Here is a 22,933-nt window from a genome sequence, read left to right on the forward strand (position 1 = left end):
ATTTGATAAACAGCGCTAAACATTTCCCGATATTGGGAAGATGGGCATCTATTGTTTCGCTGAATGCTATTTGAACTTGCCCAGACATGAAGTCATCCGTAACCCACCGGTTACGAGGAGCAACTATGCAATATCCCGATCGTACCGCTTTATCCAATCGTGTCAGCGAGTTGGCAAGCACGCGCGCCTTGCTCAATTGCCTGATCAAAGAGTTTGCACTGCCTGAAAATTGCCTGCGTTATAACTGGCCGCAAGAGATGAGCGGCATCGCGCCAGGAAGTTACCTGGAAGGGCTGCAGTGCAAAGGTATTCCGTTGACCATCGGCTTGCCCAACGGCCAACAATTCTTCGTGATGGTGGATCGGCGCGACCGACTCGGCAGCCATCGCTATCTGTCCGATGTGTATGCGCGTCAGGGCGATGCGCCATGGAGCAGCCTAGCTTTCCCTGAATTCGTCGCGCAACTGCTCAGCGCCTGCGAACACATGACCCGCGCCAGCAACGATGAGCTGCTCGACCAGGTGCTGCAAAGCCAGTCCCTGACCGCCGCCATCGTCGCCCACAACATGGATGGCGAAGGTCCCGCGCCCTTGAGCAATTACCTGGCCAGCGAACAAGGCCTGTGGTTCGGTCACCCTAACCATCCGGCGCCCAAGGCGCGCCTCTGGCCCGCTGATCTGGCCCAGGAAACCTATGCGCCGGAGTTCCAGGCACGCACGGCATTGCATCTGTTTGAAGTGCCGCGCGAAGGACTGCGCATCACCGCCAATGGCCTGACCGACGAGCAGGTGCTGGCCGGGTTCGCCGATCAAGGCCGCGCGGCGCCGGGCAGGGCGATCATCTGCCTGCACCCGGTCCAGGCGCAGTTGTTCGTGCAGGATCGCCGGGTGCAACAATTGCTGGAGCGGGGCGAGCTACGGGACCTGGGCCCCACCGGCGCACTCGCCAGCCCGACGGCGTCCATGCGCACCTGGTACATCGAGGGCCATGACTATTTCATCAAGGGCTCGCTGAACGTACGCATCACCAATTGCGTGCGCAAGAACGCCTGGTACGAGCTGGAAAGCACCTTGATCATCGATCAGCTGTTCCAGCGCTTGCAGCAGACCCAACCTGAAACACTGGGCGGCCTGTCCACCGTGGCCGAGCCGGGCTCAGTGAGCTGGGCGCCGAAACAGGCCAGCGAAGCCGACGGCCATTGGTTTCGCGAGCAGACTGGCGCCATCCTGCGGGAAAACTTCTGTCGCCGCTCCGGCGCCGACGTCAGCGTGATGGCCGGTACGCTCTTCGCTCGGGACGTCCATTCGCAGCCGTTGGTCCATGAATTCCTGCAAGGTTTCAACGGCCAGGCGCTGGAGGACGAGCAGTTGCTGGACTGGTTTGACCGCTACCAGGCGCTGTTGCTGCGCCCGGTGCTGGCGCTGTTCTTCAACCATGGCGTGGTGATGGAGCCGCACCTGCAAAACAGCGTGCTGATCCATGACAACGGCCAGCCACAGCAATTGCTGCTGCGGGATTTCGAAGGGGTCAAACTCACCGAAGAACTGGGCATGTCCACCATCGGTGTCGGCCTGCATCCTCGTGTGCGCCAATCGTTGCTCTACACCCGCGAGCAAGGCTGGAGCCGCATCAGTTATTGCCTGCTGATCAATAACCTCTGCGAAGCGGTGCTGGCCCTGAGTTGGGAACGTCCGCACCTGGCACCGTTGATGTGGCAACGGGTGGAGCAGCAACTGCGCAGTATCCGTGAAGAACTGGTGCGGCCCGCACCGGAACTGGACGCGCTGATCGCCGGGGAATCCATCGCCTGCAAGACCAACCTGAAGGTACGCCTGGCCGCCAAGGCCGATCGTCAAGCCGGCTACGTCAACCTGCGTTCGCCTTGGGGCAAGGAGGCGCGTTATGCCTAACCTGCCCGAAACCGTGATGGCCGCGATCGATGGCGCGCGCCGTCATAGCGAAGATCCGCTGGCGCTGTTTGTCTACGACCTGGACGCACTGGCCCGGCACGTCGGCGAGGTCATGGCGGCGCTGCCCGCGGGTGTGGAGTTGTACTACGCGATCAAGGCCAACAGTGAAGCGCCGATGCTCAAGGCGCTGGCGCCGCTGGTCAGTGGATTCGAAATCTCCTCCGGCGGTGAAATCGACCGGGTCGTGGCCTGTCCTACGCGCAAACCCTACGTGTTTTCCGGCCCGGGCAAGCTCGACTCCGACCTGCGCGCCGCCCTGGCGCATCAGGTGGAGGCGATTCATCTGGAAAGCCTTAGTGAGATCGACCGCCTGCAGCGCCTGGCGCAACAGGCCGGCCGCGTCCAACCGGTCTTTATCCGCATCAACCCCCAATTGCCATCCACCTTGTCCAGCAAACTGGCGATGGCCGGCACGGCGACGCCGTTCGGCATCGACGAGTCGGAGTTGCCCGAAGCGGTTCGGCGGGTGCAGGCGTTCAGTCACCTGACCCTCAAGGGCTTCCATGTGCACGCGATGTCCCACCAGAACGCGGTGGAGCGGCACGAACAACTGCTGGATTTCTACCTGCGACGCTGGACCGAATGGAAGGCACTGGCGACCGGGACCGAGCAACCGACGCACTTGAATGTCGGTGGCGGCATCGGTGTCGACTACCTCACCGGACACCGGTTTGACTGGCAGCGTTTGTGCCGCCACCTGGGCCAATCCCTGGCCGCCCATGAACAACCGCCAGTGGTGCGTTTCGAGCCGGGGCGTTTCATCAGTGCGTTCTGTGGCTACTACGTGATCGAGGTGCTGGACACCAAGACCAGCCACGGCGAGCACTTCCTGGTCTGCCGGGGTGGCACCCACCAGTTCCGTCTGCCGGCGGCCCAGAGCCATGATCATCCAGTCATTCATCTGCCGCGCCGACGCAAGCCGCAGCCGGACACCGCAAAAACCTGGACCGTCGTCGGCCAGCTGTGCACACCCAAGGATGTGTTGAGCCGTGGTTGCCAATTGCAAGGCGTCGAAGTGGGCGACCTGCTGGTGCTGCCGATGGCTGGCGCCTATGGCTACAACATCTCCCACGCCGACTTCCTGTGTCATCCGCGGCCGCTGCAGCACTTTGTCAGCGCCACGGCGCGCGGTGCCTTGTTGTGAAGCGCTTTGCTGTGAAAGTGCCGCGTCACTGGGTGGTGATCAACGTCTTGCTGGGCACGCTCACGGTCAGCCTGAACAACAGTTCCCTCAACCCGGCGTTGCCGGCATTCATGAGTGCGTTTGCCATCGGCCCGCTGATGGCGACCTGGATCGTCGCGGGTTTCATGACCGCGATGGGCATGACCATGCCGCTGACCAGTTTCCTCAGTCAGCGGATCGGGCGCAAACGCCTGTATCTGTGGGGCGTGGCAGTGTTCGTCGGCGGCTCGCTGTTGGGCGCCTTGGCCGACTCCATCGCCGTGGTGATTGCGGCGCGGGTGATCCAGGGCATTGCCAGCGGCCTGATGATTCCGCTGTCGTTGGCGATCATTTTCTCGGTGTATGCCAAGGACGAGCGGGGCCGGGTGACGGGGTTGTGGGGAGCCGCGGTGATGCTCGCCCCGGCGGTGGGACCGTTGTGCGGCAGCCTGCTGCTGGAGTGGTTCAGTTGGCGCTCGCTGTTCCTGATAAACGTGCCCATTGGCCTGCTGGCATTGGTGCTGGGGTTCGGCGTGTTGCCGGCGTCGGAACCGCCCGAACGCAAGCCCTTCGACTTTGCCGGGTATCTGCTGATCGCCTCGGGCATTGGCTTGTTGATGGTCGCCACCAGTCGCCTGCATCACGCCGGCGGTCTGGTCGATCCGTTCAACCTCGCCATGCTGGCCGCCGGTGTGCTGTGCCTGATCGCCTTTGTGCGTGTGGAACTGAGCCGCCCGGCACCGCTGCTAAACCTGCGGATTTTCGCCCTGCGCGGCTATCGCTTGAGCGTGATCATCGCCGTGGTGCAATCGGTGGGCATGTTCGAGTGCCTGGTGTTGGTGCCGCTGCTGGTGCAAATGGTGTTGGGCTATAGCGCCATCTACACCGGCCTGGCGCTGCTGTGTACCGCGGTGTTCGCCAGCCTGTTCGGCCACCTGGGCGGCAAATGGCTGGACCAGTACGGGCCGCGGGCCGTGGTGTCAGTGGGCCTGCTGTTGACCGGAGGGGCGACCCTGGCCCTGGGCATGCTCACACCACAGACCACTCTCGCCACGGTGTTCGTGCTGATGATGGTGCGCGGTGCCGGGCTCGGGCTTTCCTACATGCCGGTCACCACCGCCGGCCTCAATGCCTTGCCGGAACCGATGGTCACCCAGGGCGCGGCCATGAACAACATCTCCCGGCGTCTCATCTCGTCGCTGGCCATCGTGATTGCTGCGCTTTGGCTGGAAATGCGCCTGGGCGCCGGATCCGCCTCTGCGCTGCATGTATCCGAGGCCATCAGCGAAGTGTTTATTGCCACCGGGACCCTGATCCTCCTGGCCTTGCCTGGCGCCTGGCGTTTCCCCGTGCCCGAACGGGCTCCCGAGGCGCCGTCCGTTGCCCTCGAACAACGTTAATCGATAAGGAATTCCCATGACGATTTTTGAAAAAGCCCCGCACTCGACCTCTTCCTCTGGCCCGGGTGCCTGGCTCGCGACCGTCGATGCCGATGTCTGCCGGCGGGTCCAACAGCGCGTAGTGGGCCAGCTGCTGCAAACCCTGCTGTATGAAGACGTGCTGGCGTACCAGTGCCAGCCCCTGGAGGACGGCCGGTATCGCTTCATCGTGCAAGGCACCGACGCCGACCAGCAACCGGTGCAATACCGCTGCAACGGCCTGCGGAGCACCAGCTTCGAGCTGATTCGCCTCGACCATGCCAGCCTTGAGCGAGTGGATGCGGAGGGCCAACCCCGGGCGCCGGACCTGCACCAGGCCTTGGCTGAATTGCTCGGTGCGTTCGAGGGCAGCGCCCACCTGCCACGCTTTATCCAGGAACTGGAACAGACTCAGCTCAAGGACCTGCAGGCCCGCAGCCAGGGCTACAGCGCTCCTCGTGCGGCGCATTTGCTGGACGTGGACGCGCTGGAACAGCACTTCATGGACGCCCACAGTTACCACCCGTGCTACAAGTCGCGGATCGGTTTCTCTTTGCAGGACAACACGGAGTACGGGCCAGAATTCGCCACCCCCATTGCAGTCGTCTGGCTGGCCGTGGCCAAGTCCTGCGGGGCGATGAACCATTCGAACAGAATGGATTTTGAAGCGTTCATCCGTCAGGAAGCGGGGGAAGGCCGCGTGCAGCAACTGGCGAAGGTCCTCGAAAGTCGCGGCCAGTCGCCGGAGGATTACTGGCTGATCCCGGTCCATCCGTGGCAGTGGGAGAACACCATCGTCGCGAATTTTTACCCCGAACTGATCAGCGGCGAGCTGATTCACCTCGGTGTTTCGCACGATCACTACAAGGCCCAGCAATCGATCCGCACCCTGGCCAACGCCAGCGCGCCCGAGCGTCCGTACGTGAAATTGGCGATGAGCATGACCAACACGTCCAGCACGCGGATTCTGGCGCGGCATACCGTGATGAACGGCCCGATCATCACTGATTGGCTACAACAGCTGATCGCCACCGACAGCACCGCTCGCGCCCTGGACTTCGTCATCCTGGGTGAGGTGGCCGGGGTCAGCTTCAGTTATGACCACCTGCCGGCCAGTCGCGCCTCTCAAGCCTACGGCACCCTGGGGGCCATCTGGCGCGAGAGCCTCCACGGTTACCTCAAACCCGGCGAGCAGGCCGTGCCGTTCAATGGCCTCAGCCACGTGGAAAACCGCTACAGCGGGGGTGAACAGGCGCCGTTCATCGATGCCTGGATCGCCCAATACGGCTTGCAGGCCTGGACCCAGCGGTTGCTGGAAGTCACGGTGCCGCCGATCATCCACATGTTGTACGCCGAAGGCATCGGCATGGAGTCCCACGGTCAGAACATTGTGCTGATCGCCAAGGATGGCTGGCCGCAACGCATTGCCCTCAAGGACTTCCACGACGGCGTGCGCTATTCCCCGGCGCACCTGGCCCGTCCGGAACTGTGCCCGACCCTGGTGCCGCTGCCCTCCAGCCATGCACGGTTGAACCGTAACTCATTCATCCTCACCGATGACGTCAATGCGGTGCGCGACTTCTCCTGCGACTGTTTCTTCTTCATCTGCCTGGCGGAAATGGCGATTTTCCTCCACCAGCAGTACCAGCTGGAGGAAAGCCGTTTCTGGCAGATGACCGCCAAGGTCATCACCGCTTACCAGGCTGCGCACCCGCAACACCGGGAGCGCTTTGCGCTGTTCGACGTGTTCGCACCCTCTTATGAAGTGGAAGAGCTGACCAAGCGCCGCCTGCTGGGCGACGGCGAACGGCGCTTCAAGTCGGTGCCCAACCCGCTGCATGCATTCAGGCCGCACACATGCTGAGAACCAATCAACTGAAACTCAAGCTGGGTGCGGGGCAGGCCACCTATGGCCTGATCAGTTCGATCCCGTCGGCGATGGCGATCGAGCTGATCGCCGAGGCCGGCTACGACTTCGTGATCATCGACATGGAACATGTGCTGATCAACCCCGAAACCGTGGAACACATGATCCGCATGGCCGAGGCCTACGCCATCACGCCGCTGGTGCGGGTCGCGGACCTGGACCCGAAAACCCTGTTGCGCCTGCTCGACGGTGGCGCCCAGGGCATCGTGTTGCCAATGATCGAAAGCCCGGAGCAACTGGCCGAGGCGATTGCCGCGTGCAAGTACCACCCGTTGGGTCGACGCAGCCTGAATGCCGGACGCCCGGGTTCGTTTGGTAAGTACAGCCTCGCCGAATACGTTGGGCGAGCCAACGAGCAAATCATGGTGGTGGCGATGATCGAAAGCGCCGTAGGCGCACGACGGGCCGCGGACATTGCAGCGGTGCCCGGGCTGGACATGATCCTCGAGGGCGCGGCCGACTTGTCGCAGTCCCTGGGAACGCCTTGGCAGATCAACGAGCCTGCCGTGCAGCAGGCCTTGTTGGACACCTGGCAGGCGGCCCGCGCCGCTGGCGTTCCCTATTGCGCGATTCCCCGCCAACCCGACGACCACGCCCGCTGGCGTGCCCGCGGGGTGAACACCTTTGTGCTGGGCGACGAACGCGGCATTGCGTTCCGCGCTCTCCAGGGCCGCTTGGCCATACTTTCTTCAGAAGGACAATGACTCAAGATGACTACTCTGACCCCACAGGCCATGGGCCAAGCGGCCAACATCGTCATGCAGGACCTGGTGGACTGCCTGCTGGCCGAGCATTTCTTCGGTACCGATCCCTTGCCCCTGGTGAGCGTTGCCGATTGGCAGCAAGCCCATCCCAAAGCCCCGGCTCAAACTGGGCAGCACATCTGGGAATGGTGCTGCGATCCGGCCGAACAGCGCTTCATCAGTATCGCCCTGCGTCCCGGCATCACCCAGCAATGGGAGAAGGTCCCGGGCACGCCAGTGCTGGCGCGCCAGGACGAGCAATGGACGGTCCTCTCCCCAGACGACTTCATGAAGCGCGTGTTCGGCGCGATGAGCGAGCGCTTCAAGGACAACGATAAAGGCCTGGCGCTGTTTCTCGACGTGCTGCACACCAGCGTTATCCAAACGGCGTTGTCCTTGTCTCACGGCGTCGATGACCGGGATCTGATGGCCCAGGATCCGGCGACCTTTTTCCGCACCATGGAGCAATGGGCCTCGTTGCGTGACCGTCCATACCACCCGCTGGCCAAGGCCAAGCAGGGCCTCGACGATGAAGAGTATCGCCGTTACCAGGCCGAATTCGCCCGTCCGGTGGCCTTGAACTGGGCGGCGGTGGATCGCACGCTGCTGCAATGCGGCGAGGGCGTGGGTGACCTGGCGCAGTGTCATCCGGCGCGCTACCTGTTGCCGCAGGATCTGCAGGCCCGTCTTGGCCAGGAAATGCAAGATCGCGGCTTGGCCGACAGCCATGTCGCGCTGCCGGTCCACCCGTGGCAATGGGAGCATGTGCTCGACAAACAACTGGGGGAGGTATTTGCCAAGGGTGACTGCCAGCGGCTGAGCTTCAATGACGGCGATTTCTTTGCCACCTCGTCCCTGCGTTCCATGACACCGTGCTTCAACAGCGCCGATTACCTCAAGTTGCCGATGGCGATCCACTCCCTGGGTGCGTCCCGCTACCTGCCGGCGGTGAAGATGATCAACGGCGGGCTGAGCGAAGCCTTGCTTCACGAGGTGCTGGAAAAAGACACCACGCTGCGCCAATCCCTGCACCTGTGCGACGAGAGCAAGTGGTGGGCGTTCATGCCGCCGCAGGCCACGTTGTTCGACGAAGCACCACGGCACCTGTCGGCGATGGTCCGGGGCTACCCGAGGGCGTTGCTCGAGGAGGCCGATACCCGTTTGCTGCCCATGGCTGCCCTGGGCACGCCGTTGCCGGGCAGCAACCGGCACTTCTTCGATGATTGGATGCACTACCGCAACCTGCCGGCTGAGGCCGGATCGGTCATGACCTTGTTCCGCGAACTGGCCCGCAGCTTCTTTGACATCAACCTGCGCATGTTCCGCCTCGGCATGTTGGGCGAAGTCCACGGACAGAACGCGGTGCTGGTCTGGAAGGACGGCCACGCCGATGGCCTGCTGCTGCGCGACCACGATTCGCTGCGTATTTTCGTGCCGTGGCTTGAGCGCAACGGTATGGCGGACCCGGAGTATCGCATCAAGAAAGGCCACGCCAACACCCTGTATCACGAGCGCCCGGAAGACCTGTTGTTCTGGCTGCAGACCTTGGGTATCCAGGTCAACATGCGGGCAATCATGGACACCCTGGCGCAGGTTTATTCGATGCCAGTGACCGGCCTGTGGCTGACCCTGCGAAACGTGCTGGACGAGCTGATCGAAACCATCGACTTCGACGACGATGCGCGGGCGATGATCAAGCGCCAGCTGTTCGACGCGCCAAACTGGCCGCAGAAACTGTTGCTCACCCCGATGATCGAGCGGGCCGGTGGCCCAGGCAGCATGCCGTTCGGCAAGGGCGAGGTGGTCAACCCGTTCCGCCGGCTGTCCCTGGAGGCCTGAGGGGCATGGTGGCCAACAGCATGCGTGGGGCTGAACGGGCTTGCGCCGTTGTGTCCCGTGGTTTTACGGCCGGCGAATGGGCGGTGCTCAGCGGCGCCTTGCGGCTCAAGCCAGCAGGGGGGCGCGATCCGGTGCGCTCCCTGGCAGCCCATGAACTATTGAACGGCGGCGTGTGCCTGCGTTTGTTGGATGAGCTGACACCGGTGATCGGCTCGCCATCCCGGGCGATCACCGCTTCGTTGTTGAGCAAGCGGATTGCGTTCCTCGCGACCGGCGCCTGTCTTTATGCGTTGTCGGCATGTGACAAGGGGCTGCGGCTGTCCCTGGATAACTGCATCATCGAGTACGGCCACGACGAGGGGCGCTGGACCTCGTCGATGCCGCTGCTGGACCTTGAGCCGCAGGGCTACGTCAATGGCCACCGGGAGCACTGGCGCGAAATGTTGGTCAGCGATTTGTTCGCCGGGTTGCTCAAACCACTTTGGGACTGCTTCGTCCAGGTCAGCGGTATTTCCCGGCGCATTCTCTGGGAAAACACCGCGGTGCGGGTGTACTCGCTGTACGAAAAACGCATGGACAGCCTTCAGGATCCTTCCGTACGCCGTCGTGTCGAGGCTGACTTCGATTGGCTGCTGAACCAGGCTGATCCAGCTTTGTTCGGCCTCGACTACAACCCATTGCAGTATTTTCGCCGTCCCCCCATGCCCCTTGGAAACGGTCTGGACTGTCGGCGTCTGCGACGTACCTGCTGTTTCTATTACAAGGCCAGCAACCCGGTCGAATACTGTTCGGCCTGCCCGTTGCTGCGAAAGAGAAAAAAACATGAATGATTCAATCGCGCCGCCGCTCACGGGGATTACCGCATCGCTGCTGGCGCAGTACCGAAGCATCCCTTCGTCCACTGTCGGGCATTTCACCGATACGGGTTATCTACGGGGGATCCGCCCGTTGTTCGATAATCTGCGCATGGTAGGCAAAGTCGTCACGGTGAAGCTCTTCACCCCGGACGGCAGCGTCCTGCGCGAAGCCTTGCTGCTCAGCGAACCAGGGGACGTGCTGGTGGTGGAGTGCGTGGGCGACCCCGAATGTGCCTGCTGGGGAGAGCTGCGAACACTGGCCGGCCTGATCAAAGGGTTGGCCGGCGTTGTGGTGTGCGGCGCGGTGACCGACGTGGTGGCCTTGCGCACCCATCGCCTGCCGGTGTTCAGTCGCAGTGTCAGCGCGTTCACGACCCGCAGTCTTGGCCTGGGTGGCGAGGTCGACCAACCGATCCAGGTTTCAGGTATCACGGTGCGACCCGGGGACATCGCGATCGGCGACGATGACGGGGTGTTCATCCTCGGCGTGCAACAGGCCATCGACCTGTTGCCGAAACTGTTGGCGAAGGAGCAGGCGGATCAATTGAAAAGAACCGAGTTCTTGCAACGCATCCCGGCGGCACGCTGATCGTCAGGCGTCGCGGAACAGGTCGTGGGCGTCCAGCAGTCGCCAGGCGATTTCGGGGCGTTTTTCCAGGCCGCGGCGGATGGCGGCTGGGATCGTCTGCCGAATCTTGCGACACAGGCCGGGCTGGTCCTGGAATTCGATGGCGATGCCCCGCATGGTCCGGACTTCGTTGTAGCCGGGTTCGACGGTCAGGCGGATGCCCAGGTTCTCGTACAAACGTTGCTGTAGGCGCTCGAGTTCATCCAGGCTCTGGATGTTTTCCAACCGTTCGAGCAGGCGCTTTTCTTCCTGGCGATTGAAGCAAAGGATGCGCAGGTCGCTGCCAGGTGTTTGCAGCAGTGCGTCGCGCCCACAATCACAGACGCCGGGCGGGCAGGGGGGGCGGATCGGAATCGACGCGGTCATGGGCTCCACAAAGTCTGCAACACTACGAAGCCGCCTCTGAGGCGATGGGCTGTCCCAGGCAATGTGATGCCTGGCGCCTCGCGGGTCAACCCTGTCGGGTGGCCACTTGTCTGCCGCGACAGTGCGCTCCAGCGCTCCCACAGGGGATTGTGGTGGGCCAGAGGGCCTACAGCCCCAACTCGGACAACGCCGGATGATCATCCGGCCGGCGTCCCAGCGGCCAATGGAATTTACGCTCGCTTTCCTTGATCGGCATATCGTTGATGCAGGCGTAGCGGTTGGACATCAGGCCCTGCTCGTCAAATTCCCAGTTTTCATTGCCGTAGGAGCGGAACCAGTTGCCCGAATCGTCGTGCCATTCGTAGGCGTAGCGTACGGCGATGCGGTTGTCGGTGAAGGCCCACAGCTCCTTGATCAGCCGGTAATCCAGCTCCTTGGCCCATTTGCGGGTCAAGAACGCCTTGGCTTCTTCGCGGTTATGGACGAACTCGGCGCGGTTACGCCATTGCGTATCCAGCGTATAGGCCAGCGACACCCGTTGTGGATCCCGGGAGTTCCAGCCGTCCTCGGCCAGTCGAACTTTCTCGATAGCCGATTCACGGGTGAAGGGCGGTAAGGGCGGACGAACTTCAGCGGGGGACGACATGGCAACTCTCCAGACAGTGATTATCGACGTGTACAGCGGTTTAAGAAGTGCATGTGTTAGTTAATTTCAACCAATAAAGTTTTGAGCATGTCCCGGGCATCATCAGCGGCGCTGTGATCGCCCATGACTAGCGCAACGGTAATGGCGCCGTCGATCAGGATCAGTAATTGTCGGGCCAGGGCGTCCGGGTGTTCGACACCTTGGTCAGCGCACAGCCGGGTGACATAGCCGAGTAACTTCTGTTTGTGCACCTTCGCCACTTGGCGGACCGGGTCTTGTGGGTCGCCGGTTTCGCCGCTGGTGTTGATGAACGCACAGCCGCGAAAGCCCTCGCTGTCGAACCAACCCTTGAGCACGGTGAACAGGTTGAGCAGCCGTGCGGCCGGTGTCGGCGCCTTGTCGACCTCGCTGCTGAACCAGTGCATCCAGCGTTCATCCCGCCGTTTGAGGGCGGCCACGATCAGATCGTCCTTGTTGGCAAAATAGCGGTAGATGCTTTTCCTGGAGACGCCGGCGGTTTTCACCAGAAGGTCCATGCCGGTGGCCGCAATGCCACTTTTGTAGATCAACTTTTCGGCGACATCGAGGATGATGTCTCGTGTTTCGGAGCTATTGATTTCGTTCATGGATGTGACAGTAGAACGATCGTTCTTCTTGGTCAAATCTTTTTTCATGACGACGGGAAGACCCAACCTCGTCCATGGTGTAAGCTCATGCGTTCTTCGGAATCGACCTTTTGCGAGCCCTATGCCGTCGCTCTTCAAACGCTCCCTGCTGCCCAAGCTGCGCAGCTTTGCACTGACCGCCGACGCCGTGACCATCCTCGATGGCGCAGCCGAGTTCCGCCGTAGCCTGCTGGAGAAAATCGCCCAGGCCACCCAGCGCATCTACATCGTCGCCCTGTACTTGCAAGAGGACGAGGCGGGCCAGGAAATCCTCGATGCCCTGCATACCGCCAAAGCGGCGCGTCCCGAACTGGATGTAGTCGTAGTGGTGGATTGGTTGCGGGCCCAGCGCGGGCTGATCGGCGCCAAGAAGCAGCCGGGCAACTCGGCCTGGTACCAGGAACAGACGCGCACCCATGCCAGCGAAGTGCCGGTCTACGGCGTACCGGTGCAGACTCGCGAGCTGTTCGGCGTCCTGCACTTGAAAGGCTTCGTGATCGACGACTGTGTGCTCTACAGCGGCGCGAGCCTGAATAACGTCTACCTGCACAAATTCGACAAGTACCGCTACGACCGCTACCACCTGTTGCAGAACGCGGCACTGGCCGATTCGATGCAGCACCTGGTGCAGCACGGCTTGATCACCTCCAAGGCGGTGCATCGCCTGGACCTGCCGAACCTGCCCAGCACCCGCAGCCTGCGCAATGACATCGGCGACCTGCGCAGTCGTCTCAAGCACGCGGCGTATGACACCAACGCCGGCAGCCTCGACAAAAGTGGTCTGTCGGTAAGTCCGTTGTTGGGCGTGGGCAAGAACAACACGCTGAGCCGGGTGATCGGCGAACTGATCGCCAGCAGCCGCCAACAACTGACCATCTGCACACCGTACTTCAACCTGCCTCTGGCCGTGACCCGCGAGATCAACCGCGCCTTGGCCCGTGGGGTCAGGATCGACATCATCGTCGGCGACAAGACCGCCAACGATTTCTACATTCCGCCGAGCGAGCCGTTCAAGATCATCGCCGCGCTGCCCTATCTCTACGAGATCAGCCTGCGGCGCTTCGCCAAGCGCCATCAACGCTACATCGACAGCGGGCAGTTGAACCTGCACCTGTGGCGTGACGGTGACAACACCTATCACCTCAAGGGCATGTGGGTTGATGAGCGTTACACCTTGCTTACCGGCAACAACCTCAACCCACGGGCCTTTCGCCTGGACCTGGAAAACGCCCTGTTGCTGGACGACCCCAAGGGCGAGTTGCTGGCACCGCGTCAGGCCGAGCTTGAGCAGATCTACCGGCACACCCGCCGGATCGAACGCTACCTGGACCTCGAGACCCTGCCGGATTACCCCGCAGCAGTGAGCAAGTTCCTCAAGCGGGTCAGTCGGGTGCGGATAGAACGGCTGCTTTACCGGATCCTGTGAAAACCCGCGCCATGTCGGAAAAAGACACCATCTCCATCCAGTTGGTGCGAGAGGCGCTGCTGCAAAGCTGCGTCCCTGGAGCTGCCACTGAGGAGGTGCTGAGCAAGGTCGGCATCGACCCTGGGCTACTCGATGATCCCCTGGCGCGGGTGCCGGCCCATGCCTATGCGCGGCTCTGGCGTTTGTTGGCGCGGCGCCTGGATGACGAGTTTTTCGGCATGGACCCGCGCAAACTCAAGTCAGGCAGCCTGGCGTTTCTCTGTCAGTGCGCCATGGCCCAGCCCACGCTGGCGACCGGGTTGACGACGGGACTCGGGTTTCTGTCGCTGATGCTCGAACACCTGCCGGCCCAGTGGGCTCGCCAGCAGAGCCTGGCGGAAATCGTCCTGTTGGAAGACGATCACGCGCCACGGCGGGCCTTCACTTATTTCACCTATTGGATGATCGTTCATGGCGTGGCCTGCTGGCTGGCCGGGCGACGTATTCCCATTCTTGCCGTTGAATTGCGCTGCCCGGCGCCGGACTTCTGCGACGACTACCGGGTGATGTTCTCCCAGAACCTGCGTTTCGACCGGCCCCGCACGCGGATGATCTTCGCCGCCGACTGCCTGGACCTGCCCATCAGGCGCAGCCCCGAGGAGCTCAAGCGCTTCCTGGCCCAGGCGCCGGCCAACATCCTGGTCAAGTACCGCAACCCGCAAAGCCTCGCCAGCCGCATCAGGCACGACTTGCGCCAACTGCCTGCCGAGCAGTGGCCGGAAACCGAGACCCTGGCCCAGCAGCTGTGTGTTTCCGCTTCCACCCTGCGCCGACGCCTGGCGGAGGAGGGTCAGACCTATCAAGGCCTCAAGGACAGCGTGCGCAAGGAACTGGCGATCGCCTGGCTCGCCGAGCCGTCCATCAGCTTCGTCGAGATTGCCTCGCGCCTGGGTTTCGCCGATGCCAGCTCCTTCTACAAAGCGTTTCGCAAGTGGTCCGGGTCGAATCCGGGGCATTACCGCAACCTGATTCTCAACAACCCCGACTGAGCCCATCTTCTGCGAAAATGTGCCTGACAGGCCACAAGGGGCTCGACAGACAACACTTCCCCCGGACCATGGCCAAACCAGTCAAGCAACTTGATGGCTTTGACCATTGCCGCCGAAGCCCGTCGGCGCGAGTATTTGCCTGCTATTTACGGTTCCCCAGCCAATAAAAAATACAGAGGGATTCTGGTCATGCGCGATTATTCGTCCGCCACGGCGCAGTTCGATTACCAGCACAGCGTCAATGCCGCGTTGCACGGCTCACTTGAGGCACTCAACGCCTGCGTCGAGTGTTGTGACCGGCACGCGCTGCCGGGGCGCATAGCCCTGTTCTGGGAGGGCCGCGATGGCAGCGATGCCACCTGGACCTACCGGGAGCTGCAGGACAACGCCGCGCGCTTCGCCAATTTCCTGCTCGCCCAAGGCGTCGGCAAGGGCGACAAAGTAGCCGGCCTGCTGCCGCGCACCGCTGAACTGTTAATCGTGGTGCTCGCTACCTGGCGCATCGGAGCGGTGTATCAGCCGCTGTTCACCGCGTTCGGCCCCAAGGCCATCGAGCATCGCCTCGCCAGCTCCGGGGCGCGGATTGTCGTCACCGATGGGGTTAATCGTCCCAAGCTCAACGAGGTTGCCGCTTGTCCCACCGTTGTCACGGTTGGCGGCGAGAAAGGGCAGGGCATCGTTCGCGGCGACTTCAGCTTCTGGGCCGAAGTGGCCAACCATTCCAGCCAGTGCGAACCGGTGATGCTCACTGGCGAAGACCCGTTTCTGCTGATGTTCACCTCCGGCACCACCGGGCCGGCCAAGGCGCTGTCGGTGCCGCTCAAGGCCATTGTCGCGTTCCAGAACTACACCCGTGATGCGGTAGACCTGCGTCCCGAAGACGCGTTCTGGAACGTGGCCGACCCGGGTTGGGCCTACGGTATCTATTTCGGCGTGACCGGGCCGTTGGCCATGGGGCATCCCATCACGTTCTACGATGGCCCGTTCACCCTGGAAAGCACCTGCCGGATCATCAATAAATACGGCATCACCAACCTCACGGGCTCGCCCACGGCCTATCGCCTGCTGATTGCCGGGGGCGAGCAGTTCGCCCGGTCGATCCAGGGCAAGCTGCGCATCGTCAGCAGCGCCGGCGAGCCGCTGAACCCGGAGGTGATCCGCTGGTTTGCCGACAACCTCAACGTAGTGATCCACGATCATTACGGTCAGACCGAACTGGGCATGGTGCTGTGCAACCACCACGGCCTGGAGCATCCGGTGCACGTGGGCGCGGCCGGTTTCGCCTCGCCTGGCCACCGGATCGTGGTGCTGGATGACAACCATCAGGAGCTGGGCGTCGCCCAGCCCGGCATCCTCGCGGTGGATCGCAGCCAGTCGCCCATGTGTTGGTTTGCCGGTTACGAAGGCGGGCCGACCAAGGCCTTCGTGGGTGACTACTACTTGAGCGGTGACACCGTGGAGCTGAACCCGGACGGCAGTATCAGCTTCGTGGGGCGCAGCGACGACGTGATCACCACCTCCGGCTACCGCGTCGGCCCGTTCGACGTCGAAAGCGCACTGATCGAACACCCGGCCGTGGTCGAAGCTGCGGTGATCGGCAAACCCGATCCGGAGCGCACCGAGCTGGTGAAGGCATTCGTGGTGCTCAGCGCCCAATACCGCGCCGCGCCGGAACTGGCCGAAGAGCTGCGCCAGCACGTGCGCAAACGCCTGGCGGCCCATGCGTATCCCCGTGAAATCGAATTTGTCAGCGATCTGCCGAAAACCCCAAGCGGCAAATTGCAGCGCTTTATCTTGCGCAACCAAGAGATCGCCAAGGCTCAAGAGGCCGCGGCGCAGAACGTTTCAGCTTGAACCCAAGGAAACCATGATGCAGATCGACAACAAGATTTTCCTCGTCAGCGGCGGCGCGTCCGGCCTCGGTGCGGCGACCGGCGAGATGCTGGTCAAGGCCGGCGCCAAGGTGATGCTGGTGGACCTCAATGCCGAAGCCGTGGCGGCCCAGGCGCAGAAGCTTGGCTGCCACAGCGTGGTGGCCGACATCAGTAACGAGGCGGCCGCTGAAGCGGCGGTCAAGGCCACGGTCGCGGCCTTCGGTGGTCTCAATGGCCTGGTGAACTGCGCGGGCATCGTGCGCGGCGAGAAAATTCTCGGCAAGAACGGCCCGCACGCCTTGGCCAGTTTCAGCCAAGTGATCAACGTCAACCTGATCGGCAGTTTCAACCTGTTGCGTCTGGCGGCAGCGGCCATCGCCGAAACCGAGGCCAATGCCGACGGCGAACGTGGCGTTATTATCAACACCGCGTCCGTGGCGGCCTTTGACGGCCAGATCGGTCAGGCGGCCTATGCGGCGTCCAAGGGCGCCATCGCCAGTCTGACCCTGCCGGCCGCACGGGAACTGGCGCGCTTCGGCATCCGCGTGATGACCATCGCCCCGGGGATTTTCGAAACCCCGATGATGGCCGGCATGACGCCCGAAGTACGCGACTCCCTGGCCGCCGGGGTGCCTTTTCCGCCACGCCTTGGAAAACCCGTCGAGTACGCGGCGCTGGTCAGGCATATCATTGAAAACAGCATGCTCAACGGCGAGGTGATCCGTCTCGACGGTGCCTTGCGCATGGCGGCCAAGTAGGAGGAGTAATCATGTCCAACGATCCGATTGTCATCGTCAGCGCCGTCCGCACCCCCATGGGCGGCTTTCAAGGTGAATTGAAAAGCCTCAGCGCCCCGCAACTGGGGGCCGCTGCCATTAAAGCCGCCGTGGAACGTGCCGGCATTGCACCCGCTGCGGTTGAAGAAGTGCTGTTCGGTTGCGTACTCGCGGCTGGCCTGGGTCAGGCCCCGGCCCGTCAGGCGGCGCTGGGGGCCGGGCTCGACAAGTCGACCCGTTGCACCACGCTCAACAAGATGTGCGGCTCGGGCATGGAAGCGGCGATCCTCGCCCATGACATGCTGATCGCCGGCAGCGCCGACGTAGTGGTGGCTGGCGGCATGGAAAGCATGTCCAACGCGCCATACCTGCTTGATCGCGCCCGTAGCGGCTACCGCATGGGCCACGGCAAGGTGCTGGACCACATGTTCCTCGACGGCCTCGAAGACGCCTACGACAAGGGCCGTCTGATGGGCACCTTTGCCGAGGACTGCGCCGAAGCCAACGGTTTGAGCCGTGAAGCCCAGGATGCCTTTGCCATCGCGTCAACGACCCGTGCCCAGCAAGCGATCAAGGACGGCAGTTTCGAGGCCGAGATCGTGCCGCTGACGGTCACCGTCGGCAAAGAGCAGGTACTGATCCGCCATGACGAACAGCCGCCCAAGGCGCGGATCGACAAGATCCCTTCGCTCAAGGCGGCGTTCCGTGACGGTGGCACTGTAACAGCGGCCAACGCCAGTTCCATTTCCGACGGCGCGGCGGCCCTGGTGCTGATGCGCCAGAGCCAGGCGCAGCAGCGAGGCTTGAAGCCCTTGGCGGTGATTCACGCTCACGCGGCGTTTGCCGATACCCCAAGCCTGTTTCCGACGGCGCCGATTGGCGCGGTGAAAAAACTGCTGCAAAAAACCGGCTGGTCGCTGGATGAAGTGGATCTGTTCGAAGTCAACGAAGCCTTTGCCGTGGTGGGCTTGGTCGCCATGCAACAGCTGGACATTCCCCATGAAAAGATCAATGTCCACGGTGGCGCTTGCGCCCTGGGCCATCCCATCGGTGCATCCGGCGCGCGGATCCTGGTGACATTACTTTCGGCCCTGCGCCAGAAAGGCCTCAAGCGCGGCGTCGCGGCGATTTGCATCGGTGGCGGCGAAGCCACGGCCATGGCCGTCGAATGCCTGTATTAAGGAATCACCATGCTCCCGACTGAAGAACAGACGCAAATCCGCGACATGGCCCGGGACTTCGCCCAGGAACGCTTGAAACCGTTCGCCGCCGAATGGGACCGTGAGCACCGCTTCCCCAAAGAAGCCATCGGCGAGATGGCCGAGTTGGGCTTCTTCGGCATGCTCGTGCCGGAGCAGTGGGGCGGTTGCGACACCGGTTACCTGGCCTATGCCATGACCCTGGAAGAAATCGCCGCTGGCGACGGAGCATGCTCGACGATCATGAGCGTGCACAATTCGGTGGGCTGCGTGCCGATCCTCAAGTACGGCAACGACGATCAGAAAGCGCGTTTCCTCACGCCGCTGGCCAGCGGCGCGATGCTCGGCGCCTTTGCCTTGACCGAGCCCCAGGCCGGTTCCGACGCCAGTGGTCTGAAGACCCGTGCCAAGCTGAATGGCGACCACTACGTGCTCAACGGCTGCAAACAGTTCATCACGTCGGGGCAGAATGCCGGGCTGGTGATCGTGTTCGCGGTGACCGACCCGAGCGCTGGCAAGCGCGGCATCAGTGCGTTCATCGTGCCGACCGATTCGCCGGGTTATACCGTGGCGCGGGTCGAAGACAAGCTCGGCCAGCACGCCTCCGACACCTGCCAGATTCTCTTCGAGGACGTGACGGTGCCGGTGGGCAATCGCCTGGGCGAGGAGGGCGAGGGCTACAAGATCGCCCTGGCCAACCTGGAAGGCGGGCGGGTCGGCATCGCTGCGCAGTCGGTGGGCATGGCCCGCGCGGCGTTCGAGGCTGCCCGCGACTATGCCCGGGAACGCCAGAGTTTCGGCAAACCGATCATCGAACACCAGGCCGTGGCGTTCCGCCTGGCGGACATGGCCACCCAGATCGCCGTGGCCCGGCAAATGGTGCATTACGCCGCCGCCCTGCGGGACAACGGTCAACCGGCGTTGGTGGAAGCCTCCATGGCCAAGCTGTTCGCCTCGGAAATGGCCGAAAAAGTCTGCTCCATGGCGTTGCAAACCCTGGGCGGTTACGGTTACCTCAACGACTTCCCGCTGGAGCGCATCTACCGCGACGTGCGGGTCTGCCAGATCTACGAAGGCACCAGCGACATTCAGCGCATGGTCATTTCGCGCAATCTTTGAACAGGAGTCCTGCATGAGCTACGAAACGATTTTATTGGAGATCAAGGACCGCGTCGGCCTGATCACCCTCAACCGTCCCCAGGCGTTGAATGCCTTGAATGCGCAGATCGTCAGCGAGTTGAACCAGGCGCTGGACCTTCTGGAAGCGGATCCGAAGATTGGTTGCATCGTGCTGACCGGCTCGAAAAAAGCCTTCGCCGCCGGCGCCGACATCAAGGAAATGGCTGACCTGACTTACCCGCAGATCTACCTGGATGATCTGTTCAGCGACAGCGACCGCGTGGCCAACCGCCGCAAGCCGATCATCGCGGCGGTGAACGGGTTTGCCTTGGGCGGCGGTTGTGAATTGGCCTTGATGTGCGACTTCATCCTGGCGGGCGACAACGCCAAGTTCGGCCAGCCGGAAATCAACCTCGGCGTGCTGCCGGGCATGGGCGGCACCCAGCGCCTGACCCGGGCGGTGGGCAAGGCCAAGGCCATGGAAATGTGCCTGACCGGGCGCTTTATCGATGCGGTGGAAGCCGAGCGCTGCGGTATCGTGGCGCGGATCGTACCGGCCGATGAACTGCTGGATGAGGCACTGAAAACCGCTGCGTTGATCGCCTCCAAGTCAGTGCCCATCAGCATGATGGTCAAGGAAAGCGTCAATCGCGCCTTTGAAGTCAGCCTGTCCGAAGGCGTGCGTTTCGAGCGCCGGGTCTTCCACGCGGCGTTTGCCACGCAGGATCAGAAGGAAGGCATGGCGGCATTCGTGGCCAAGCGCGCGGCGGAGTTTCAGGACAAATAAGGCGGTGTCTTCATTGACGCCATCGCGAGCAAGCTCGCTCCCACATTGGATCGTTGATGTACGCGGCATTTGCGTACACCTCCGAGCCCTGTGGGAGCGAGCTTGCTCGCGATGCTTTTCCAGCCCTCACACCAGGTAGTGTTTCAACTCCCGGGCAATCACCATCCGCTGGATCTCGCTGGACCCTTCATAGATCTGGGTAATCCGCGCGTCGCGATAGTAGCGTTCCACCGGGTAATCCTCGAGATACCCGTACCCACCATGAATCTGTATCGCCGAGGAACAGATCTTCTCGGCCATTTCCGAGGCGAACAGCTTGGCCTGGGACGCTTCCGACAGGCACGGTTTACCGGCGCTGCGTAACCGTGCGGCATGCAGGATCAACAGGCGGGTAGCGTTCAGGCGGGTGTGCATGTCGGCCAGCAGGTTGGCGATGCTCTGGTGCTCGATGATCGGTTTATCGAACTGCACCCGATCCCTCGAGTAGGCCAGCGCAGCTTCAAACGCGGCACGCGCGATGCCCAGTGCTTGGGCGGCGATGCCGATGCGGCCGCCTTCGAGGTTGGACAGGGCGATCGCCAGGCCTTTGCCACGCGCGCCCAACAGGTTAGCCTCGGGGATGGTGCAGTTGCTCAAGGTGACGGCGCAGGTATCCGAGGCACGAATGCCCATTTTGTGTTCGGTGCGATCGACAATGAAACCGGGCGTTTCGGTGGGCACCAGGAACGCCGAGATGCCTTTCTTGCCCAGCTCAGGGTCCGTCACGGCAAAGACAATTGCCAGTTTCGCGCGCTTGCCGTTGCTGACGAATTGCTTGGCGCCGTTGATGACCCATTGACCGTCACGCAGTTCGGCGCGGGTGCGCAGGTTATGGGCCTCGGAGCCGGCCTGGGGTTCGGTCAGGCAGAAGCAGCCGATGGCCTGGCCGCTGGCTAGATCGGCCAGCCACGTCTGTTTCTGCTCGTCGGTGCCGTAGTTGAGGACGGGGCCGCAACCCACCGAGTTGTGGATGCTCATCAGCGCCCCGGTGGCGCCATCGCCCGCGGAGATTTCTTCCACCGCCAGGGCGTAGGCCACGTAGTCGACATAGGTGCCGCCCCATTCTTCGGGCACAACCATGCCCAGCAAGCCCAATTCGCCCATCTTCGCCACCAGGCCATCGTCGATCCAGCCGGCCTTTTCCCATGCCTGGGCATGGGGCGCGATTTCGCCACGGGCAAAATCCCGGGCCATGTCGCGGATCATCACTTGTTCTTCGGTCAGTTCAAGATCGTGCATGGCTCAGTTCCCGTGGTTGTCGAAGCCGTCGAAGAAACTCGCTACGTGAAGAGCGTCCAGCGCCTCCAGCGTAGGCGGGTTCCAGCGCGGGTTCTTGTCTTTGTCGATCAGCAACGCGCGCACGCCTTCGATCAGGTCGCCGCGTTCGAACCATTGCCGGTCCAGGTGCAGCTCCAGGGCAAAACAGTCTTCCAGGCTCAAGTGGCGCCCGCGCCGCAGCATTTCCAGGGTCACGGCCATCGCCAGGGGCGAACGGGTTTCCAGCAGGTCGGCGGTTTTCAAGGCCCACCCGTGGCTGTTGGCGACCGTGACCTGGCGCAGCTGTTCGACCATGCTCGGCACGTCAGGGAGGGCAAAAAAGTGATCGATGGCCGGACGCAAGTCGGCCAGGGGCGGGGCGGGCAGTTGCTGCATGCCGAGTTTGGCTAGTTGGCTTTGCAGGTCCTTGAGCGGAGAGTCGTGCCATTCCAACCGATCGAGGCGCGCATCGAGCTGTTCGAGTTTGTGACTGTCGAGGTACCAGTCGGCCAACCCGCAATACAGCGCGTCGGCCGCGCGGATCTGCACACCGCTGACGCCTAGGTAGATACCCAGTTCGCCAGGAATGCGCGGCAGGAAGTAACTGCCACCCACGTCCGGGAAGTAACCGATGCCGACTTCCGGCATGCCCAGGCGGCTGCGTTCGGTCACCACCCGCAGGTCGGCGCCTTGGGCCAACCCCATGCCGCCGCCCAGGACGAAGCCATCCAGCAGGGCGAGAACCGGTTTGCGGTAGTGATGGATCGTCAGGTCGAGGGCGTATTCCTCGACGAAAAAGTCTTGATGCAGCGTATCGCCCTGCTTATGGCTGTCATACAGCGAGCGGATATCACCGCCCGCGCAAAACGCCTTGTCGCCGGCGCCGCGCAGTACCACCGCGCGGATCTGTGGGTCGAGGGCCCAGGTATCCAGTTGTTGTTGCAAGCTGCGCACCATGCCCAGGGTCAGGGCATTGAGGCCGGCGGGGCGGTTCAGGGTCAAGTGGCCGATATGGTTGCGGACATCGACCAACACCTCACGGGCCGTGACATCGACGGTCCCTGCGGCTTGGGGTGAAACCTGAGCAGTCATCGCTAACTCCCTGCTTTTATTGTTCTTTATAAAGTGTATCGCACGTACCAGGTCGGGATCGTAACAGTGCAAATTTGCATTGCACAACCGGGATACGTGCAGGTCCTGTCTGCAT

The 22,933-nt window shown here is 62.5% G+C and carries 20 protein-coding genes; 15 read left to right on the forward strand and 5 right to left on the reverse strand.

Features of this window, described 5'->3' with window-relative positions; genetic code table 11:
- Window positions 1-125: 125 nt before the first annotated feature.
- From QNH97_RS13610 to QNH97_RS13645, 8 genes are read left to right on the forward strand one after another with little or no spacing between them, the layout of a single operon-like run.
- The gene (locus tag QNH97_RS13610; RefSeq protein ID WP_283557304.1) at window positions 126-1,910 is read left to right on the forward strand and encodes an IucA/IucC family protein; all 1,785 of its coding nucleotides are present in this window, start codon (window positions 126-128) and stop codon (window positions 1,908-1,910) included.
- On the forward strand, window positions 1,903-3,114 hold the full coding sequence (locus QNH97_RS13615) for a type III PLP-dependent enzyme (RefSeq protein ID WP_283557305.1): 1,212 nt from the start codon (window positions 1,903-1,905) through the stop codon (window positions 3,112-3,114). The genes QNH97_RS13610 and QNH97_RS13615 overlap by 8 nt, the downstream gene beginning before the upstream one ends.
- Window positions 3,111-4,532: a DHA2 family efflux MFS transporter permease subunit gene (locus tag QNH97_RS13620; RefSeq protein WP_283557306.1), complete on the forward strand. Its 1,422-nt coding sequence runs from the start codon at window positions 3,111-3,113 to the stop codon at window positions 4,530-4,532. Before QNH97_RS13615 ends, QNH97_RS13620 begins: the two co-directional genes overlap by 4 nt.
- 16 nt (window positions 4,533-4,548) lie before the next feature.
- Window positions 4,549-6,414 (forward strand): IucA/IucC family protein, encoded by a 1,866-nt coding sequence (locus tag QNH97_RS13625; RefSeq protein WP_283557307.1) that lies wholly within the window; start codon window positions 4,549-4,551, stop codon window positions 6,412-6,414.
- Window positions 6,408-7,181 carry an HpcH/HpaI aldolase family protein gene (locus QNH97_RS13630; protein ID WP_283557308.1) on the forward strand — a complete coding sequence of 258 codons (774 nt, stop codon included), beginning with the start codon at window positions 6,408-6,410 and terminating at the stop codon, window positions 7,179-7,181. The genes QNH97_RS13625 and QNH97_RS13630 overlap by 7 nt, the downstream gene beginning before the upstream one ends.
- 30 nt (window positions 7,182-7,211) lie before the next feature.
- Window positions 7,212-9,059 carry an IucA/IucC family protein gene (locus QNH97_RS13635; protein ID WP_283557480.1) on the forward strand — a complete coding sequence of 616 codons (1,848 nt, stop codon included), beginning with the start codon at window positions 7,212-7,214 and terminating at the stop codon, window positions 9,057-9,059.
- Between the two features lie 5 nt (window positions 9,060-9,064).
- A complete protein-coding gene (locus QNH97_RS13640) occupies window positions 9,065-9,889 on the forward strand; it encodes an IucA/IucC family C-terminal-domain containing protein (RefSeq protein WP_502944523.1) in 825 nt (274 codons plus the stop codon).
- Entirely contained in the window at window positions 9,882-10,505 is a 624-nt protein-coding gene (locus QNH97_RS13645) for an RraA family protein (RefSeq protein WP_283557309.1), read from the forward strand. Before QNH97_RS13640 ends, QNH97_RS13645 begins: the two co-directional genes overlap by 8 nt.
- A 3-nt stretch (window positions 10,506-10,508) precedes the next feature.
- Here QNH97_RS13645 and QNH97_RS13650 read toward each other — a convergent pair whose 3' ends face one another.
- The 3 genes from QNH97_RS13650 to QNH97_RS13660 form a co-directional block, all read right to left on the reverse strand.
- Window positions 10,509-10,910 carry a hypothetical protein gene (locus QNH97_RS13650; protein ID WP_283557310.1) on the reverse strand — a complete coding sequence of 134 codons (402 nt, stop codon included), beginning with the start codon at window positions 10,908-10,910 and terminating at the stop codon, window positions 10,509-10,511.
- A 166-nt stretch (window positions 10,911-11,076) separates the two neighbouring features.
- Window positions 11,077-11,556: a nuclear transport factor 2 family protein gene (locus tag QNH97_RS13655; protein WP_283557311.1), complete on the reverse strand. Its 480-nt coding sequence runs from the start codon at window positions 11,554-11,556 to the stop codon at window positions 11,077-11,079.
- A gap of 56 nt (window positions 11,557-11,612) precedes the next feature.
- On the reverse strand, window positions 11,613-12,182 hold the full coding sequence (locus QNH97_RS13660) for a TetR/AcrR family transcriptional regulator (protein WP_283557312.1): 570 nt from the start codon (window positions 12,180-12,182) through the stop codon (window positions 11,613-11,615).
- 121 nt (window positions 12,183-12,303) lie between these two features.
- Here QNH97_RS13660 and pssA point away from each other — a divergent pair, with 121 nt between their 5' ends.
- The 7 genes from pssA (at window position 12,304) to QNH97_RS13695 (ending at window position 20,430) form a co-directional block, all read left to right on the forward strand.
- Complete coding sequence (pssA, locus tag QNH97_RS13665; protein ID WP_283557314.1) at window positions 12,304-13,647, forward strand: CDP-diacylglycerol--serine O-phosphatidyltransferase; 1,344 nt, start codon at window positions 12,304-12,306, stop codon at window positions 13,645-13,647.
- An 11-nt stretch (window positions 13,648-13,658) separates the two neighbouring features.
- Window positions 13,659-14,675 carry an AraC family transcriptional regulator gene (locus QNH97_RS13670; RefSeq protein ID WP_283557315.1) on the forward strand — a complete coding sequence of 339 codons (1,017 nt, stop codon included), beginning with the start codon at window positions 13,659-13,661 and terminating at the stop codon, window positions 14,673-14,675.
- Between the two features lie 189 nt (window positions 14,676-14,864).
- A complete protein-coding gene (locus tag QNH97_RS13675; RefSeq protein ID WP_283557316.1) occupies window positions 14,865-16,529 on the forward strand; it encodes an AMP-binding protein in 1,665 nt (554 codons plus the stop codon).
- 16 nt (window positions 16,530-16,545) lie between these two features.
- Window positions 16,546-17,307: an SDR family NAD(P)-dependent oxidoreductase gene (locus QNH97_RS13680; RefSeq protein ID WP_283557317.1), complete on the forward strand. Its 762-nt coding sequence runs from the start codon at window positions 16,546-16,548 to the stop codon at window positions 17,305-17,307.
- 8 nt (window positions 17,308-17,315) lie between these two features.
- On the forward strand, window positions 17,316-18,506 hold the full coding sequence (locus QNH97_RS13685; protein ID WP_283557482.1) for an acetyl-CoA C-acyltransferase: 1,191 nt from the start codon (window positions 17,316-17,318) through the stop codon (window positions 18,504-18,506).
- Between the two features lie 9 nt (window positions 18,507-18,515).
- Entirely contained in the window at window positions 18,516-19,643 is a 1,128-nt protein-coding gene (locus QNH97_RS13690) for an acyl-CoA dehydrogenase (protein ID WP_283557318.1), read from the forward strand.
- A 13-nt stretch (window positions 19,644-19,656) separates the two neighbouring features.
- Entirely contained in the window at window positions 19,657-20,430 is a 774-nt protein-coding gene (locus QNH97_RS13695; RefSeq protein WP_283557319.1) for an enoyl-CoA hydratase, read from the forward strand.
- Between the two features lie 126 nt (window positions 20,431-20,556).
- Here the strand turns inward: QNH97_RS13695 and QNH97_RS13700 are convergent, their stop codons facing one another.
- Both QNH97_RS13700 and QNH97_RS13705 read right to left on the reverse strand, forming a co-directional pair.
- A complete protein-coding gene (locus QNH97_RS13700; protein WP_283557320.1) occupies window positions 20,557-21,708 on the reverse strand; it encodes an acyl-CoA dehydrogenase family protein in 1,152 nt (383 codons plus the stop codon).
- Window positions 21,709-21,711: 3 nt separating this feature from the next.
- On the reverse strand, window positions 21,712-22,818 hold the full coding sequence (locus QNH97_RS13705) for an enoyl-CoA hydratase/isomerase family protein (protein ID WP_283557321.1): 1,107 nt from the start codon (window positions 22,816-22,818) through the stop codon (window positions 21,712-21,714).
- Between the last annotated feature and the right edge of the window lie 115 nt (window positions 22,819-22,933).

It is taken from the genome of Pseudomonas sp. G2-4, assembly GCF_030064125.1.
Taxonomy (GTDB): Bacteria; Pseudomonadota; Gammaproteobacteria; order Pseudomonadales; family Pseudomonadaceae; genus Aquipseudomonas.

Coding starts and splice junctions, on each gene's coding strand:
- QNH97_RS13610 (WP_283557304.1), top strand. CDS start 126: ATGCAATATCCCGATCGTACCGCTTTATCCAATCGTGTCAGCGAGTTG.
- QNH97_RS13615 (WP_283557305.1), top strand. CDS start 1,903: ATGCCTAACCTGCCCGAAACCGTGATGGCCGCGATCGATGGCGCGCGC.
- QNH97_RS13625 (WP_283557307.1), top strand. CDS start 4,549: ATGACGATTTTTGAAAAAGCCCCGCACTCGACCTCTTCCTCTGGCCCG.
- QNH97_RS13630 (WP_283557308.1), top strand. CDS start 6,408: ATGCTGAGAACCAATCAACTGAAACTCAAGCTGGGTGCGGGGCAGGCC.
- QNH97_RS13635 (WP_283557480.1), top strand. CDS start 7,212: ATGGGCCAAGCGGCCAACATCGTCATGCAGGACCTGGTGGACTGCCTG.
- QNH97_RS13640 (WP_502944523.1), top strand. CDS start 9,065: ATGGTGGCCAACAGCATGCGTGGGGCTGAACGGGCTTGCGCCGTTGTG.
- QNH97_RS13645 (WP_283557309.1), top strand. CDS start 9,882: ATGAATGATTCAATCGCGCCGCCGCTCACGGGGATTACCGCATCGCTG.
- QNH97_RS13650 (WP_283557310.1), bottom strand. CDS start 10,910: ATGACCGCGTCGATTCCGATCCGCCCCCCCTGCCCGCCCGGCGTCTGT.
- QNH97_RS13655 (WP_283557311.1), bottom strand. CDS start 11,556: ATGTCGTCCCCCGCTGAAGTTCGTCCGCCCTTACCGCCCTTCACCCGT.
- QNH97_RS13660 (WP_283557312.1), bottom strand. CDS start 12,182: ATGAACGAAATCAATAGCTCCGAAACACGAGACATCATCCTCGATGTC.
- pssA (WP_283557314.1), top strand. CDS start 12,304: ATGCCGTCGCTCTTCAAACGCTCCCTGCTGCCCAAGCTGCGCAGCTTT.
- QNH97_RS13670 (WP_283557315.1), top strand. CDS start 13,659: ATGTCGGAAAAAGACACCATCTCCATCCAGTTGGTGCGAGAGGCGCTG.
- QNH97_RS13675 (WP_283557316.1), top strand. CDS start 14,865: ATGCGCGATTATTCGTCCGCCACGGCGCAGTTCGATTACCAGCACAGC.
- QNH97_RS13680 (WP_283557317.1), top strand. CDS start 16,546: ATGCAGATCGACAACAAGATTTTCCTCGTCAGCGGCGGCGCGTCCGGC.
- QNH97_RS13690 (WP_283557318.1), top strand. CDS start 18,516: ATGCTCCCGACTGAAGAACAGACGCAAATCCGCGACATGGCCCGGGAC.
- QNH97_RS13695 (WP_283557319.1), top strand. CDS start 19,657: ATGAGCTACGAAACGATTTTATTGGAGATCAAGGACCGCGTCGGCCTG.
- QNH97_RS13700 (WP_283557320.1), bottom strand. CDS start 21,708: ATGCACGATCTTGAACTGACCGAAGAACAAGTGATGATCCGCGACATG.
- QNH97_RS13705 (WP_283557321.1), bottom strand. CDS start 22,818: ATGACTGCTCAGGTTTCACCCCAAGCCGCAGGGACCGTCGATGTCACG.